The 15224-nt window shown below is 71.8% G+C and carries 8 protein-coding genes; 6 read left to right on the plus strand and 2 right to left on the minus strand.

The features are described from left to right. Positions 1–41 precede the first annotated feature (41 nt). From dnaE to FB557_RS09415, 6 genes are all read left to right on the plus strand, one after another. A complete protein-coding gene (gene dnaE / locus FB557_RS09390; protein ID WP_144857353.1) occupies positions 42–3638 on the plus strand; it encodes a DNA polymerase III subunit alpha in 3597 nt (1198 codons plus the stop codon). Further along, on the plus strand, positions 3638–5785 hold the full coding sequence (locus FB557_RS09395; RefSeq protein ID WP_144857354.1) for a S9 family peptidase: 2148 nt from the start codon (positions 3638–3640) through the stop codon (positions 5783–5785). The genes dnaE and FB557_RS09395 overlap by 1 nt, the downstream gene beginning before the upstream one ends. Positions 5786–5821: 36 nt before the next feature. Then, positions 5822–7531 carry a carbon starvation CstA family protein gene (locus FB557_RS09400; protein ID WP_144857355.1) on the plus strand — a complete coding sequence of 570 codons (1710 nt, stop codon included), beginning with the start codon at positions 5822–5824 and terminating at the stop codon, positions 7529–7531. Next, the gene (locus tag FB557_RS09405; protein ID WP_144857356.1) at positions 7528–7791 is read left to right on the plus strand and encodes a cory-CC-star protein; all 264 of its coding nucleotides are present in this window, start codon (positions 7528–7530) and stop codon (positions 7789–7791) included. The genes FB557_RS09400 and FB557_RS09405 overlap by 4 nt, the downstream gene beginning before the upstream one ends. Next, on the plus strand, positions 7791–8780 hold the full coding sequence (locus tag FB557_RS09410) for an ArsA family ATPase (RefSeq protein WP_144857357.1): 990 nt from the start codon (positions 7791–7793) through the stop codon (positions 8778–8780). Before FB557_RS09405 ends, FB557_RS09410 begins: the two co-directional genes overlap by 1 nt. Positions 8781–8864: 84 nt before the next feature. After that, entirely contained in the window at positions 8865–9689 is an 825-nt protein-coding gene (locus FB557_RS09415; RefSeq protein ID WP_144857358.1) for a carbon-nitrogen hydrolase family protein, read from the plus strand. Here FB557_RS09415 and FB557_RS09420 read toward each other — a convergent pair. Together FB557_RS09420 and FB557_RS09425 are read right to left on the minus strand one after the other, a co-directional pair. Next, positions 9680–10531 (minus strand): DNA-formamidopyrimidine glycosylase family protein, encoded by an 852-nt coding sequence (locus FB557_RS09420; RefSeq protein ID WP_144857359.1) that lies wholly within the window; start codon positions 10529–10531, stop codon positions 9680–9682. The genes FB557_RS09415 and FB557_RS09420 overlap by 10 nt on opposite strands. Then, positions 10524–15203, minus strand: a complete 4680-nt coding sequence (locus tag FB557_RS09425; RefSeq protein ID WP_144857360.1) for an ATP-dependent helicase — start codon at positions 15201–15203, stop codon at positions 10524–10526. Before FB557_RS09425 ends, FB557_RS09420 begins: the two co-directional genes overlap by 8 nt. Positions 15204–15224 lie beyond the last annotated feature (21 nt).

Genomic DNA, 15224 nt, shown 5'->3' on the forward strand with positions numbered 1-15224 from the left:
CTGGCGAAGGGGTGTCAGCGCCTCGTCCTAGAATCGCGGGGATGCCACAGCCCCTGCCTCGCGAGAAGAACTTCGTCCACCTGCACAACCACACCGAGTACTCGATGCTCGACGGTGCGGCCCGGATCGAGGACATGTTCGCGACCGCCCAGGAGATGGGGATGCCGGCGATCGCGACGACCGATCACGGCTACCTCTTCGGGGCCTACGAGTTCTGGTCGACGGCGCAGAAGTACGACGTCAAGCCGATCATCGGGGTCGAGGCCTACGTGGCGCCGGGGACGCACCGCAGCGACAAGACCCGGGTGCGCTTCGGCGGTGACCGGAGCAACCCGCGCGACGACGTCTCCGGTGGTGGCGCGTACACCCACATGACGCTGCTGGCCCGCAACAACACCGGCATGCACAACCTCTTCACGATGAGCTCGCGCGGGTCGCTGGACTCGGTCTACGCGAAGTGGCCGCGCCTGGACCGCGAGCTGCTGAGCCAGTACGGCGAGGGGCTCATCGCCACGACCGGCTGCCCGTCGGGCGAGATCCAGACCCGGCTGCGGATGGGGCAGTACGACGAGGCGCTCGCGGCGGCGTCGGAGTTCCGCGACATCTTCGGGGCGGAGCACTACTTCCTCGAGCTGATGGACCACGGCATCGCCATCGAGCGCCGGGTCCGCGAGGACCTGCTGCGGCTCGGGCGCGAGCTCGGGCTGCCGCTGCTGGCGACCAACGACCTGCACTACGTCAAGAAGGAGGACAGCATCGCGCAGGACGCGCTGCTGTGCATCAACTCCGGGTCGACGCTGCTCGACCCGGACCGGTTCTCCTTCGAGGGCGACGGCTACTACCTGAAGTCGCCGGATGAGATGCGTCACCTGTGGCGTGAGCTGCCGGAGGCGTGCGACAACACCCTCCTCGTCGCCGACATGTGCGAGGTGTCCTTCACCGAGGGCGAAGGGCGCTTCATGCCGCGCTTCGACTGCCCGCCCGGGGAGACCGAGGAGTCGTGGTTCGTCAAGGAGGTGCGCTCGGGGCTGGCCAAGCGCTTCCCCGACGGTGTGCCCGAGTACGCCACCCGGCAGGCCGACTACGAGATCGAGGTGATCGTCGGAAAGGGATACCCGGGGTACTTCCTCGTCGTGGCGGACTTCATCAACTGGGCCAAGGACAACGGCATCCGGGTGGGGCCCGGGCGAGGCTCCGGAGCGGGCTCGATGTGCGCGTATGCGATGGGGATCACCGACCTTGACCCGGTCCCGCACGGCCTGATCTTCGAGCGCTTCCTCAACCCCGAGCGTAGGTCGATGCCCGACTTCGACGTCGACTTCGACGAGCGGCGCCGCAGCGAGGTGATCCGCTACGTCACCGAGAAGTACGGCGACGAACGCGTCGCGATGATCGCGACCTACGGGACGATCAAGGCCAAGCAAGCGGTCAAGGATGCGGCCAGGGTGATGGGTCACCCCTTCGCCGTCGGTGAACAGCTGACCAAGGCCATGCCCGCCGACGTCATGGGCAAGGGCGTGCCGCTGAGCAAGATGTGGGACAGCGAGCACGAGCGCTATGCCGAGGGCCAGGAGTTCCGCGACCTCGTCGCGAGCGAGTCGAACTTCGCGGAGATCCTCGAGACCGCGAAGGGGTTGGAGGGCCTGAAGCGGCAGTGGGGGGTGCACGCCGCCGGCGTGATCATGTCCAGCGAGCCGCTGATCGACGTCATCCCCATCATGCGGCGCCTCCAGGACGGGCAGGTGCTCACCCAGTTCGACTACCCGAGCTGCGAGAACCTCGGCCTGGTCAAGATGGACTTCCTCGGCCTGCGCAACCTCACGATCCTCGACGACGCCCTGGAGAACGTGAAGCTCAACCGCGACCTCGAGATCGACCTCGACGCGCTGAGCAAGGACATGACCGACCCCAAGACCTACGAGCTGCTCGCGCGCGGGGACACGCTCGGGGTCTTCCAGCTCGACGGTGGCGGCATGCGCACCCTGCTGCGTCTGATGCAGCCGGACAACTTCGAGGACATCTCCGCCGCGCTCGCGCTGTACCGGCCCGGCCCGATGGGCGTCAACGCCCACACCAACTTCGCGCTGCGCAAGAACGGCAAGCAGAAGCCGACACCGCTAGACCCCCAGCTCGAGGGCAAGCTGCAGCCGCAGATGGTGGAGGCGCTCGAGCCGATCCTCGGCACGACCTACGGTTTGTGCATCTACCAGGAACAGGTGATGGAGATCGCGCAGAAGCTGGCGGGGTACACCCTCGGCAACGCCGATCTCCTCCGGCGCGCGATGGGCAAGAAGAAGAAGGAGGTCCTCGACGCCGAGTACGTCCCCTTCAGCGAGGGGATGAAGGCCGGCGGCTACAACGAGGCGTCGATCGCGGCGTTGTGGGGAGTCCTCGTCCCGTTCTCCGACTATGCCTTCAACAAGGCGCACACCGCCGCCTACGGCCTCGTGTCGTACTGGACGGCCTACCTCAAGGCCAACTACCCCGCCGAGTACATGGCCGCCCTGCTCACCTCCGTCGGTGACGACAAGGACAAGTCGGCGCTCTACCTCGGGGAGTGCCGGCACATGAAGGTGCGCGTGCTCCCCCCGTCGGTCAACGAGTCCGTCGGACGCTTCGCCGCCGTGGGGGAGGACATCAGGTTCGGCCTGGAGGCGATCCGCAACGTCGGCCGCAACGTCGTCGACGCGATCGTGCGCGCCCGCGAGGAGAAGGGCCGCTTCACTTCCTTCGAGGACTTCCTCTCCAAGTGCCCCGCCGTCGTGTGCAACAAGCGCACCATCGAGTCGCTCATCAAGGCCGGAGCGTTCGACGACCTCGAGCACCCGCGCCAGGGGCTGGTCATGGTGCACGAGGAGTACGTCGACGCCTTCGTCTCGGTCAAGCGCCAGGAAGCCGTCGGTCAGGACAGCCTCTGGGATCTCCTCGGCGGCGACGACGACGACACGCCCGCCGGCATCGACGCGATGGGGCTGCGCACCGTCCCGGACGTCGAATGGGACAAGCAGGCCAAGCTGAGCTTCGAGCGGGAGATGCTCGGTCTCTACGTCAGCGACCATCCGCTCTTCGGGGTCGAGCACGTGCTCCAGCGCGCCGCCGACACCGCGATCTCTAGCCTCACCCAGGCCGAGTCCCTCGAGGAGCGCAAGGGTGACGTGACCATCGCCGGCCTCGTCACCGGCCTGTCCGTCAAGCGGACCAAGAAGGGCGACCTGTGGGCGATCGCCACCGTCGAGGACCTCGAGGGCTCGATCGAGTGCCTCTTCTTCCCCAAGACCTACATGACCGTCTCAACGATGCTCACCCAGGACATCGTCGTCGTGGTCAAGGGCCGGATCAACGTGCGCGACGACTCGGTGAGCATCTACGCCGAGTCGTTGACGATCCCCGAGATCACCGACGGCCCACGCGGCCCGATCACCCTCTCGATGGACCTGCGCCGGGCCACCACCGGTCGGATCGAGCAGATCAAGGACGTGCTCGGCCAGCACCCCGGCACCACCGAGGTCCACCTGCGGCTCATGCAACCCGGTCGGTCGGTCACCATGGCGGTGGACCCGGCGTGGCGGGTCGACGTCTCCGAGGCGCTCATCGCCGACCTCAAGGTGCTCCTCGGCCCGCGAGCGGTGTCGGCCTGATGGGTGAGCAGTCCCCGGCCCGTCCCACGCCGCCCGTCGCGCGCACCGGCAGCTGGCGCCGAGAGCACCACGGGCAGGTCTTCGAGGACCCCTACGAGTGGCTGCGCGACGGAGACTCCGCAGAGGTGCTGGAGCACCTGCGCGCCGAGAACGCCTACGCCGAGGCGATGACGGATCACCTGGAGCCGGTGCGGCAGGAGATCGTGCAGGAGATCCGCTCACGAACCCTCGAGACCGACCTCACCGTGCCCATGCCCGCCGGGCCGTGGTGGTACTACACCCGCACCGTCGAGGGGCTTCAGTACGGCATCCACTGCCGGGCGCCGCTGCGCGACCGCAGCGACGTGCCCGACCTCGAGCCGGGAGCGGCCTTGCCGGGCGAGCAGGTGCTCCTCGACGAGAACGCGGTGGCCGAGGGCCACGACTTCTTCGCCCTCGGCGCCTTCGAGGTCAGCCCCGACCACACCCGCCTGGCCTACTCGGTCGACACCGCCGGCGACGAGCGCTTCGACGTCGTCGTGCTCGACATCGCCAGCGGCGAGGTCCTCGACGACGCCATCAGCGGTGCGGGCTACGGCGCGGTCTTCTCCCGCGACGGCTCTCACCTCTTCACGGTGCGGGTCGACCAGGCGTGGCGCCCCTACCAGGTGTGGCGGCACGAGGTCGGGTCCGCAGCTTCCGGTGATGTCCTGGTCCACCAGGAGGACGACGAGCGCTTCTGGATGGGCATCGCCCCGAGCCGCGACGACCGCTGGGTCGTCATCGCGCTCGGCAGCCGCACCACGAGCGAGACCCATCTGATCGACGCCGACGACCCGACGGGGCCGGCGCGGTGCGTCTCTCCCCGAGAGGAGGGCGTGGAGTACGAGGTCGAGCCCGCCGCCGACCACCTGCTCATCACCCACAACCGCCGCCACCGCGAGTGGGACCTCTCCTGGGCCCCGCTGGACTCGACGTCCTCCGAGGACTGGCAGCCCCTGCTCGAGCGGGTCGACGGCGAGCGGTTCCTCCACGCCGAGGCCTACGACGACTTCGCCGTCCTCTCCCTTCGCAAGGACGGGGTGCCCGCCGCCCGGGTGCTCCCGCGCACGACCCGCTCCGCCCCCTTCGCCGGGTCCGACTACGCCGCCCCGCACGACCTGGTGGTCAGCGAGGACCCCATGGCCACGCTCGGGCTGATCGGCGCGGCCGACCCGGACACCGACCGGGTGCGGGTCACCCACGAGAGCTGGGTCAGCCCGCGCACCGTCCTCGACGTCGTCGTCGCCACCGGCGAGCAGGTCACGCTCAAGCAGCAGCCGGTCCTCGGGGTCGACCTGAAGGACTACGAGCAGCGCCGCGAGTGGGTCAGCGCAGAGGACGGCACGACGATCCCGCTCTCGATCGTCACTCGCCGCGGCGTCGTCCCGGACGGGAGCAACCCCGGGTGGCTCACCGGGTACGGCAGCTACGAGATCAGCCTCGACCCGTACTTCTCGATCGCGCGGCTCTCGCTGCTCGACCGCGGGGTCGTCTACGCCGTGGCGCACGTGCGCGGCGGCGGTGAGATGGGACGCGCCTGGTACGAGGACGGGCGGCTCGAGCGCAAGCAGAACACCTTCACCGACTTCGTCGACTGCGGTCGCCACCTCGTCGAGTCCGGCTGGGTGGCCCAAGACCGCCTGGCGGCCGAAGGGGGGTCGGCCGGCGGCCTGCTCGTCGGTGCCGCTGCCAACCTCGCGCCACAGCTGTGGCGCTCGGTGCTCGCCGCGGTGCCCTTCGTCGACGCGCTCACGACGATCCTGCGCCCGGAGCTGCCGCTGACCGTCGGGGAGTGGGACGAGTGGGGCGACCCGCTGCATCATGCCGAGGTCTACGACTACATGCGCGGCTACAGCCCGTACGAGAACGTCGCCGCAACCGCCTATCCGGCGATCCTCGCGACGACCTCGCTCAACGACACCCGGGTCAGCTTCACCGAGCCGGCGAAGTGGGTGGCGCGGCTGCGCGACCTGACGACGAACGACCCGGCGACCGCACCGATCCTGCTGCGCACCGAGATGGTGGCCGGTCATGGCGGACGCTCCGGGCGCTACGCGGCGTGGGAGCAAACGGCGTGGGAGTGGGCCTGGCAGCTCGACCAGATCGGGGCGTGTACGGTCGGGTGACGCAGACCACACCGACGTCGACGAGGACGTGACGACATGAACTCCCTGCTGCTCTCCGTCATCGGGATCGGCATGATCCTCGCCGGCTACGTCTTGTACTCGCGATTCCTCGCGGAGAAGATCTACGCGCTGGACGACTCCCGGCCCACCCCGGCGGTGCAGCTCGAGGACGGGGTCGACTACGTCCCGACGAACAAGTTCGTCCTGTGGGGCCACCACTTCACCTCCGTCGCCGGTGCCGCGCCGATCGTCGGCCCCGCCGTCGCGGTCATCTGGGGCTGGCTGCCAGCCTTCCTCTGGGTGACGATCGGCACGGTCTTCTTCGCCGGAGCGCACGACCTGGGGGCGCTGTGGGCGTCGGTGCGCAACCGGGGCCGCTCGATCGGGGCGCTGTCCGGGCGGTACATCGGCGCGCGGGGACGCAACCTCTTCCTCGTCGTGATCTTCTTGCTGCTGCTCATGGTCAACGCGGCCTTCGCCGTCGTCATCGCCAACCTGCTCATCGCGACACCGACGGCGGTGATCCCGACCTGGGGTGCCCTCGTCGTCGCGTTGCTCATCGGCCAGGCGATCTACCGGCTGCGCTGGAGCCTGCCGCTCGTCTCCGTCGTCGGCGTCCTCGCCCTCTACGCCCTCATCTGGATTGGCGACTCGGCTCCGCTGGCGCTGCCCGAGACGGTGCTGGGCCTGCCCGACAAGGCGGTCTGGATCGTCCTGCTCTTCCTCTACGCCGGCATCGCCTCCCTGCTCCCGGTGTGGGTGCTGCTCCAGCCCCGTGACTACATCAACGGGTTGCAGCTCTTCATCGCCCTGGGCATCCTCTACGGCTCGGTGCTCCTGGCCCGCCCGCAGATCGTCGCCCCGTCGTACAACCAGGAGGTGCCCGACGGCACCCCGTCGCTCGTGCCGCTGCTCTTCGTGACCATCGCCTGCGGGGCGATCAGCGGGTTCCACGGCATGGTCAGCTCGGGCACGAGCAGCAAGCAGCTGGCCAAGGAGAGCGACGCCCGGTTCGTCGGCTACTTCGGTGCGGTCGGCGAGGGGCTGCTCGCCCTCGGCGCGATCATCGCGACGACCGCCGGCTTCGCCACCCTCTCGGACTGGGAGGAGACCTACCAGGCGTTCAACGACGGTGGCGTGACCGCCTTCGTCGAAGGTGGTGGACGGATCGTCGAGGCGGGCCTGGGGTTGCCGCAGTCGCTCGCCGCGACGGTCATGGCCACCACCGCGATCCTCTTCGCCGCGACGACGATGGACACCGGGGTGCGCCTGCAGCGCTTCGTCGTCCAGGAGATCGGCGACATCGCCGGCGTGCGGCTCGGCAAGCTCGTCGCGACGGTCATCGCGGTCGGCGTGGCTCTCGCGCTGACCTTCGGCGCCGGCGCCGACGGCTCCGGCGGGCTGCTCATCTGGCCGCTCTTCGGCACGACCAACCAGCTCATGGCGGCGCTGAGCCTCTCGATCGTCGCGATCATGCTCATCCGTCGTGGTCGGACCCCGCTGCCTGCCCTCGTGCCCCTGGTCTTCCTGGGCATCGTCACGATCTACGCCCTCTTCATCCAGCTGGGCACCTTCTGGAGCGAGCAGAACTGGCTCCTCCTCGGGCTCGACCTCGTGATCCTCGTCGCCGCGGTCTGGGTGCTCGTCGAGGCGGTGACCGCGATGAGCAAGGCGAGGGGCTACGACGGCGACGACGACGCCGAGCTCGCCGAGCTGAGCGAGGCCGAGGTGAAGGAGCGGACGTGAGCGGGCGCAGCCGGCTCGCGGGGCTGCGCCGTGGACTGGCGGAGGCGTACGCGGCTCCCTACCGACGCACCCTGGCTCGGGCCCAGCGCGAGGAGGACGACCTGCTCATGGTCATCGTCATGGCTGAGGCGCTCGGTGTGCCAGGACCGGCGTCCTTCTACACCCTCGAGCTGCTGCCTGCGGTCTACGACGAGGTGCACGCCTGGCACCGCCGGATGGGCCTGGACTCCAGCCCGCTCGAGCACCTCAGCTGCTGCTGATGGGCGAGGTGCATGCCCTCGCGGCCGAGCGCGAGGTGATCTTCGTGGGCGGCAAGGGCGGGGTCGGCAAGACCGCGGTGGCCAGCGCGCTCGCGCTCGGCGCGGCGCGCAGTGGGCGAAGGGCGCTCGTGGTCTCGACCGACCCCGCGCACAACCTCGGCCACCTCTGGGGGAGAGAGGTCGGGGACGAGCCGGTGGACCTGCTGCCGGCTTCGACCCGCGCCGGCGGCCTGCGGAGTCTGGAGATCGACCCCGCCCGGACCACCGAGGACCACCTGCGCGCCGTGCGCTCCACCCTCCAGCGGCTCATGCCGGAGCGTCTCCACGGCGAGGTGGCGCGTCACCTCGATCTCGCCCGCGACGCGCCGGGCACCCATGAGGCAGCGGTGCTCGAGCGGCTGGCTGAGGTGCTCGAGCAGCGGCGGCCCGGGGAGCTCGTCGTCGTCGACACCGCGCCGTCCGGTCACACCGCCAGGCTGCTGGCCCTCCCGGAGATGATGCAGGCATGGACCGACGGGCTGCTACGGCGCCAGGAGCGCTCGGCCCGCTTCGGTGCGGCAGCGCGGGGCCTGGCGCCGGACGGTGGCGAACGCGGCGGGGCCCGAGACCGTCGGGAGCGTCGCGACGAGGAGATCCGGGCCATCCTGGAGCGTCGGCAGGCACGCCTGGGCGGGATGCGCGACCTGTTGCAGGACGAGCAGCGCGCAGCCTTCGTCATCGTGCTCGCCGCCGAGCGCCTACCGGTCCTGGAGAGCGCCGAGCTGCACGCTCAGCTGAGTCGGGCCGGGATGTCGGTGGGGGCGCTGGTCGTCAACAAGCGGTCGCCCGCCGGCGCCGGGGATCTCCTGGCAGCTCGGCGCGAGGTCGAGGACGGACACCTCACCCGGCTTGCCGAGCTGCTGCCCGGACTGCCGGTCACCCAGATCCCGCTGCTCGCGGGAGAGGTGCTTGGCGAGGAGGGACTGGATCAGCTCGGCCAATACCTGTGAGTGCATCGCCGCCGCGCTCGGCGTGTGCCGAGTCTGGCATGCGTAGTCTGGCGAGACCGACCGCCAGCGCCCAAGGAGCCTGACATGAGCACCGACGACACCCCTGCGCAGCGGTCGTTCACCGTGGCCGCGGCGCAGATCCGATCCACCGACGACCGCGAGGACAACCTTCGACAGGTCCGCGGGGCAGCGCAAGAGGCAGCTCGCCAGGGAGCGGCGCTCGTCGTCTTCCCCGAGGCGACGAGCAGCTGGTTCGGATCTTCCGTCCGCGCGGCGGCCGAGGACCTTGACGACGGAGCGACGCCGACACTGCTGCGCCGACTCGCCGGCGAGCTGGGGATCACCATCGCGGCCGGGTTCTTCACCCCGGCGGGCGGTGGCCGGGTGCACAACACCGTGCTGCTCACCGGGCCCGCCGGAGAGGCGGTCTATCGCAAGGTCCACCTCTTCGACGCCTTCGGCTCGAAGGAGTCAGATACGGTCGCCCCGGGAGAGGAGTACGTCGTGGCGCCGGTCGCCGACGGCCGGGGCGGGACCGTGCAAGTCGGCCTCGCCACCTGCTACGACGTGCGCTTCGCCGACCAGTTCACCGCCCTCGGCCTGCGTGGGGCCGAGGTGATCGCCCTGCCGACCTCCTGGGGGGCCGGGCCGGGCAAGCTCGAGCAGTGGCAGACCCTCACCCGGGCGCGGGCGCTGGACTCCCAGTCCTGGCTCGTCGCGGCCGGGCAGGCGCACCAGGAGGCGAAGGGGGCGGCGCCGCTGGGTATCGGTCACTCCGCGGTGATCGACCCGCTCGGCAACCCGGTCGACGAGCTCGGCTCAGAGCCGGGCCTGCTCGGGCGCACGATCGACCTCGGGCAGGTCGAGGCGGTCCGCTCGCGCATCCCGGTCCTCTCCGCTCAGCGGTGACCACCGGAGGCGCCGAGGGGCCGCTGCGGGCGCCCGTCGTCGGTCGGGGCGAGACCGCCCTGGCACCGCGGGCAGTAGAAGATCGTGCGCTCGCGCCCCGGCGGGCCGGACAAGGCGACCCGCACGGTGTCGCCGCAGCGCAGGCACGGCCGACCGGACCGGGCGTGGACGTACTGCGTCCGGTCGCGGCGGGTCTCACCGGTGCTGGACTGCCAGCCGGTCTGCGCGGCCCGTGCCATGAGGCGGGCGCCGCGCTCCAGCAGCGTCCGGACGGAGTCCACGGGTACCTCAGCAGACGGTAACCACGGCGGCAACGCCTTGATGAAGAGCAGCTCGCTCGCCCAGAAGGTGCCGATCCCGGCCACGACCCGCTGGTCGAGCAAGGTCTCGGCCAGACCGCGGGGGTCCGTCGTCACGGCGGCGGCGACCGCGCCGAGATCGACCGTAGGGTCTAGGATATCCGGGCCGAGGTGCTCGACGAGCTCGCCCTCGTCGGTGCGGACCAGGTCGAGCTGACCGAGTCGCAGGCCGACGCAGCGCCAGCCGCGCGCATCGAGGAGCGCCCGCACGTGCGGGTGGCGTTCGTACCGGCGCCCCGACGGGGACGACGGGCGCTCGACCCGCCACTGACCCTCCATCTTCAGATGGCTGTGGATCGTCCACCCGCCCTCGACGCGGTGCAGCAGGTGCTTGCCCCGGCTGACCACCTCCAGGGTGCGGGCCCCGACCAGGGGCGAGCCGTCGAGAGTGCCCCAGCGCAGGTCGACCCGGTCCAGCGGCACCCCGCTGAGGGCGCGGTGCAACCGGTCGGCGGTGCGGGCGACGGTATCTCCCTCAGGCACGAGCCGACCCTCGAGGTGCGCGGCGCAACCGCAGGCCCCGCGGAGTGGCGTGGAACCCGGCCTCCTCCAGTGCCCGCGTCAGCGGGTGCTCGCTGCCCAGCAGCTGCTGACCGTCGGCCCGCTGCACGGTGAGGCGCCCGAGCGCGCCCTTCGCCACGGCCTCGGCCAGCCCTCGGGCCGCCCGACCCAGGACCGCCTCCTCCGAGCTCCACGAGAGCAGGCTGCGCCCGCCGCGCTCGACGTAGAGCACGAGCCGGCCGTCGACGAGCACCACGAGCGCACCGGCCTTGCGGCCGGGCTGGTGCGACCCTTCGGACTCGGGCCAGCGCAGGGCCGCGCCGTAAGGGTTCGCGGGATCGGTCGCGGCGAGCACCCACACCTCGGCGTCACCGGAGGCCGAGCGGACCTGGTCGACCGCGCCGGGCACGGCGAACTGCGAGCCGCCCAGCCCCTCGACGAAGTAGCCGCGCCGCACCTGGCCCGCCTCCTCGGCGGCGGTGAGCACCCGGTGGATCGCCGCGAAACCTCCGGGCACGGACTCGGACTGCACCGCGCCCCGGGTGAGCACCCCGTGCCGGTCGAGCAGACCCTCGGCGAAGGCATGGATCCGCACCGTCGGGTCGGTCTCCACCTCCGGGAGGCGGGACCAGCGGCCGGCGACCTGCGGCGGCCCGGTCCGCGAGGGAAGCGGCGCCCGGCCCAGGCTGGTCCGCCGGCCGTAGCGGGTGCGCGCCACCGGGCGTCTCGGGGTGCGGTGCGCGGTCCGGCCGCCGGCGAGCAGGCCGCGCACCGGCGCGAGGGTGTCGCCGCTGGCCAGCCCGCGGTGGACGAGGTCCCACAGCAGCGCGGCGAGCTCGGTGTCGTCGGTCGACCCGACCTGCTCGGACAGGGCGCGGAAGAGGAAGGAGCCGCCCCCGCTGAGCGCGTCGAGCACCTGGCGGTGCGGCTCGGGCAGGTCCTCGAGCTGCGCCGGCGGCAGGGTGAGCGCGGCGGTGTCGGCCAGGTGCAGCGAGACCCAGCAGTCGTCGCCGGGCAGCGAGCCGTGCCCGGCCCAGAGCACCTCACCGGTCGAGACGAGCGCGTCGAGCATCCCCGGTGCGTAGTCGCTCACCCGGGCGGGAAGGACGAGCGACTCCAGCGCCGATGCGGGCAGCCGCACGCCGTCGAGCTGCTCGACGACACGGAGCACGCCGTCCTCGCCCCGCATGCTCCCGCCGATGCCCTGCCAGACAGGGACGAAGGCGGCGAGCTGCTCGGGCGGCACCGGCTCCACCTCGTGGCGCAGCGCGGCCAGCGAGCGTCGCCGCAGCAGCCGGAGCACCTCGGCGTCGCAGAAGTCGCCGCCGCTGCCTCCGCCCAGCTCGGACGGTCGCAGGTCGCCCTCGACCACACGCCCGCGCTGGGTCAGTCGGCGCAGACCGTCGCGCGCGACCGCCGTCCCGATGCCCCAGTGCGCTGCCGCGTCCTCGGCCGCGAAGGGGACGTGGGTGCGGGCATAGCGCGAGAGCAGGTCACCGAGCGGGTCCTCGCTCGGCTCGAGGAAGACCTGGGGCACGCCCGGTGGAAGCGGCACCCCGAGCGCGTCGCGGAGCCGTGCCGCATCCTCGACGACCGCCCACCGGACCTCCCCGGCGACGGTGACCTCGACCACCTGGCGCGACCGGGCCAGGCTGGTCAGGGCGGCGGACACCCCTTCGCCCCTCAGGGCGGGCTCGGACCGCTCCTCGATCGCCGCCGCCGAGAGCGGGCCGAGGGCCCGGAGCAGGTCGGCGACATCCTCGGCGTCGCGGGCACGCCGCCCGTCGGCGAGGCGCTGCAGCTCGGCCTCGGTGCGCTGCAACGCCTCGACATCGAGCAGGTCGGCCAGCGCCACCTGCTCGCCCTGCCCGAGGAGGTCTGCCAGCAGCGCCGGGTCGAGGGTCAGCGCGGCCGCGCGCCGCTCGGCGAGAGGACTGTCGCCCTCGTAGAGGAACTGCGCGACGTAGCCGAACATCAACGACGCGGCGAAGGGGGAGGGCCGCGGGCTCTCGACCTCTACGAGGGTGACCTCGCGGCGCTCGATGCCCTCCATGAGGCGCACCAGGCCAGGGACGTCGTAGACGTCCTGGAGCACCTCGCGGACGGTCTCCAGGACGATGGGGAAGCTGGGATACCGGCTGGCCACCTCGAGCAGCGAGGCGGCGCGCTGGCGCTGCTGCCACAGCGGCTGGCGGCGGTCGGGCCGCCGGCGCGGCAGCAGCAGGGCCCGGGCAGCGCATTCGCGGAAGCGGGCGGCGAAGAGCGCGGACCCGCCGACCTGCTCGGTGACGAGGGGCTGGATCTCGCGCGGGTCAAGGGTGATCAGCTCGATGAGCTCCTCACCCATCCGGCCGCCGGCGCCGAGCCCGCCATCGGCGTCGACCTCCCAGTCGGGCAGTCGCAGCACGATGCCGTCGTCACCGTGCATCGCCTGCACCTCGATGCCGTAGCGCTCGCGCATCCGCGCCGAGATCGCCAGCGCCCACGGGGCGTGCACCTGCCCGCCGAAGGGGGAGAGCACCGCGATCCGCCAGTCGCCGATCTCGTCGCGGAAGCGCTCGATGACGATGGTGCGGTCATCGGGGACGTGCCGGGTCGCCTCGCGCTGCTCGTGCAGGTACCCGACGAGGTTGTCCGCCGCCCACGGGTCGAGACCGGCTGCGGCGAGGCGCTCACGCGCGGCGGTGGCGGGCAGGCCGACGAGCTCGCGGACCATGCCGCCGAGGGCGGCGCCGAGCTCGGCCGGGCGGCCGAGCTGGTCGCCGTGCCAGAAGGGCAACCGGCCCGGCTGCCCCGGCGCGGGGGTGACGAGCACCTGGTCGTGGGTGATGTCCTCGACCCGCCAGGAGGTCGTGCCGAGGGTGAAGACGTCACCGACACGCGACTCGTAGACCATCTCCTCGTCGAGCTCGCCGACGCGCCGGCCGGGACCGTCGCCGCCGGCGAGGAAGACGCCGTACAGGCCCCGGTCGGGGATGGTCCCGCCGCTGGTCACCGCGAGCCGCTGCGCCCCGCGGCGCCCGGTGAGGGTGCCGGCGACCCGGTCCCAGGTGATCCGGGGGCGCAGCTCGGCGAAGTCCTCGGAGGGGTAGGCCCCGGCGAGCATGTCCAGCGTCGCCTGGAGGACCGGCTCGGCGAGAGTGGCGAAGGGGGCGGAGCGGCGCACGAGCGCGCCGAGATCGGTGACGGTCCAGTCGTCGAGGGCGCACATCGCGACGACCTGCTGCGCAAGGACGTCGAGGGGGTTGGTCGGCACGGTGAGGGACTCGATGGCGCCCTTGCGCATGCGCTCGACGACGACGGTGGCCTGGACGAGGTCGCCGCGGAACTTCGGCATCACCACCCCGTGGCTGACCGCCCCCACCTGGTGCCCGGCTCGTCCGACGCGCTGCAGGCCGGAGGCGACCGAGGGCGGCGACTCGATCTGGATCACGAGGTCGATCGAGCCCATGTCGATGCCCAGCTCGAGGCTGCTCGTCGCGACGACGCACGGCAGGCGGCCGGCCTTGAGCGCCTCCTCGATCTCGTCGCGCTGCTCCTTGCTCACCGAGCCGTGGTGGGCGCGGGCGAGGATCGCGGGCACGCCGCCGCCCGTCCCGGCCTGCCCGCCCACCTGGGCAGGCGGGCTCTGGGTCGCGACGTTCGAGACGGGTGGGGACGACGGGGTGACCTCACCCCCTTCGTCCGTGGGGGAGCCGGCGGCGGCCGCTGCCTCGAGCCTCTCGACGTGGATCTCGTTGAGCCGGGTGGTGAGCCGCTCCGCGAGCCGGCGACTGTTGACGAAGACCAGGGTGGAGCGCTGCTGCTGCACGAGGTCGACGACCCGCTCCTCGACGTGCGGCCAGATGGAGGTGCGGGCCTGCTGCCCGGCGGCCGGTCCGGTGAGGTCTTCTTCGACGGTCTGGCCGAGCTCGCCGAGGTCGGCCACCGGGACGACCACGTCGAGGTCCCACTCCTTCGTCGACGGCGGGGCGACGATCTCGGCAGGACGACCCCCGGCGAGGTAGCGGGCGACCTCCTCCATCGGACGCACGGTGGCCGAGAGGCCGACCCGCTGAGCGGGCCGGGGGAGGAGGGCGTCGAGCCGCTCGAGGCTCAGTGCCAGGTGAGCGCCGCGCTTGGTCCCGGCGAGGGCGTGGATCTCGTCGACGATGACCGTCTCGACCCCGACGAGTGCGTCGCGGGCGGCCGAGGTGAGCATGAGGAAGAGCGACTCGGGCGTGGTGATGAGGATGTCGCTCGGTGCCTTGGCGAAGGCGCGGCGCTCGCTGGCCGGGGTGTCGCCGGAGCGCACCGAGACACTCACCTCGGGCGCGTCGAGACCCAGCCGGGTCGCGGCGTGCCCGATGCCGACCAGCGGTGAGCGCAGGTTGCGCTCGACGTCGACGGCGAGCGCCTTGAGCGGGGAGATGTAGAGCACCCGGCAGCGGGCCAACGGCTCCTGCGGCGGTGGGGTGGAGATGAGCCGGTCGATCGCCCAGAGGAAGGCCGAGAGCGTCTTGCCCGACCCGGTGGGCGCGACGACGAGCGCGTGGCTGCCCGCGCTGATCGCCGACCAGGCTCCCTGCTGGGCGTCGGTGGGCGCGGCGAAGCTGCTCTCGAACCACGCGCGGGTCGCGGGGGAGAAGCGCTCGAGGACGTCGGGGCTGGTCATCGCAGGGGACAGCCTGCCACC

Source organism: Marihabitans asiaticum (assembly GCF_007828725.1).
GTDB classification, from domain to species: domain Bacteria; phylum Actinomycetota; class Actinomycetes; order Actinomycetales; family Dermatophilaceae; genus Marihabitans; species Marihabitans asiaticum.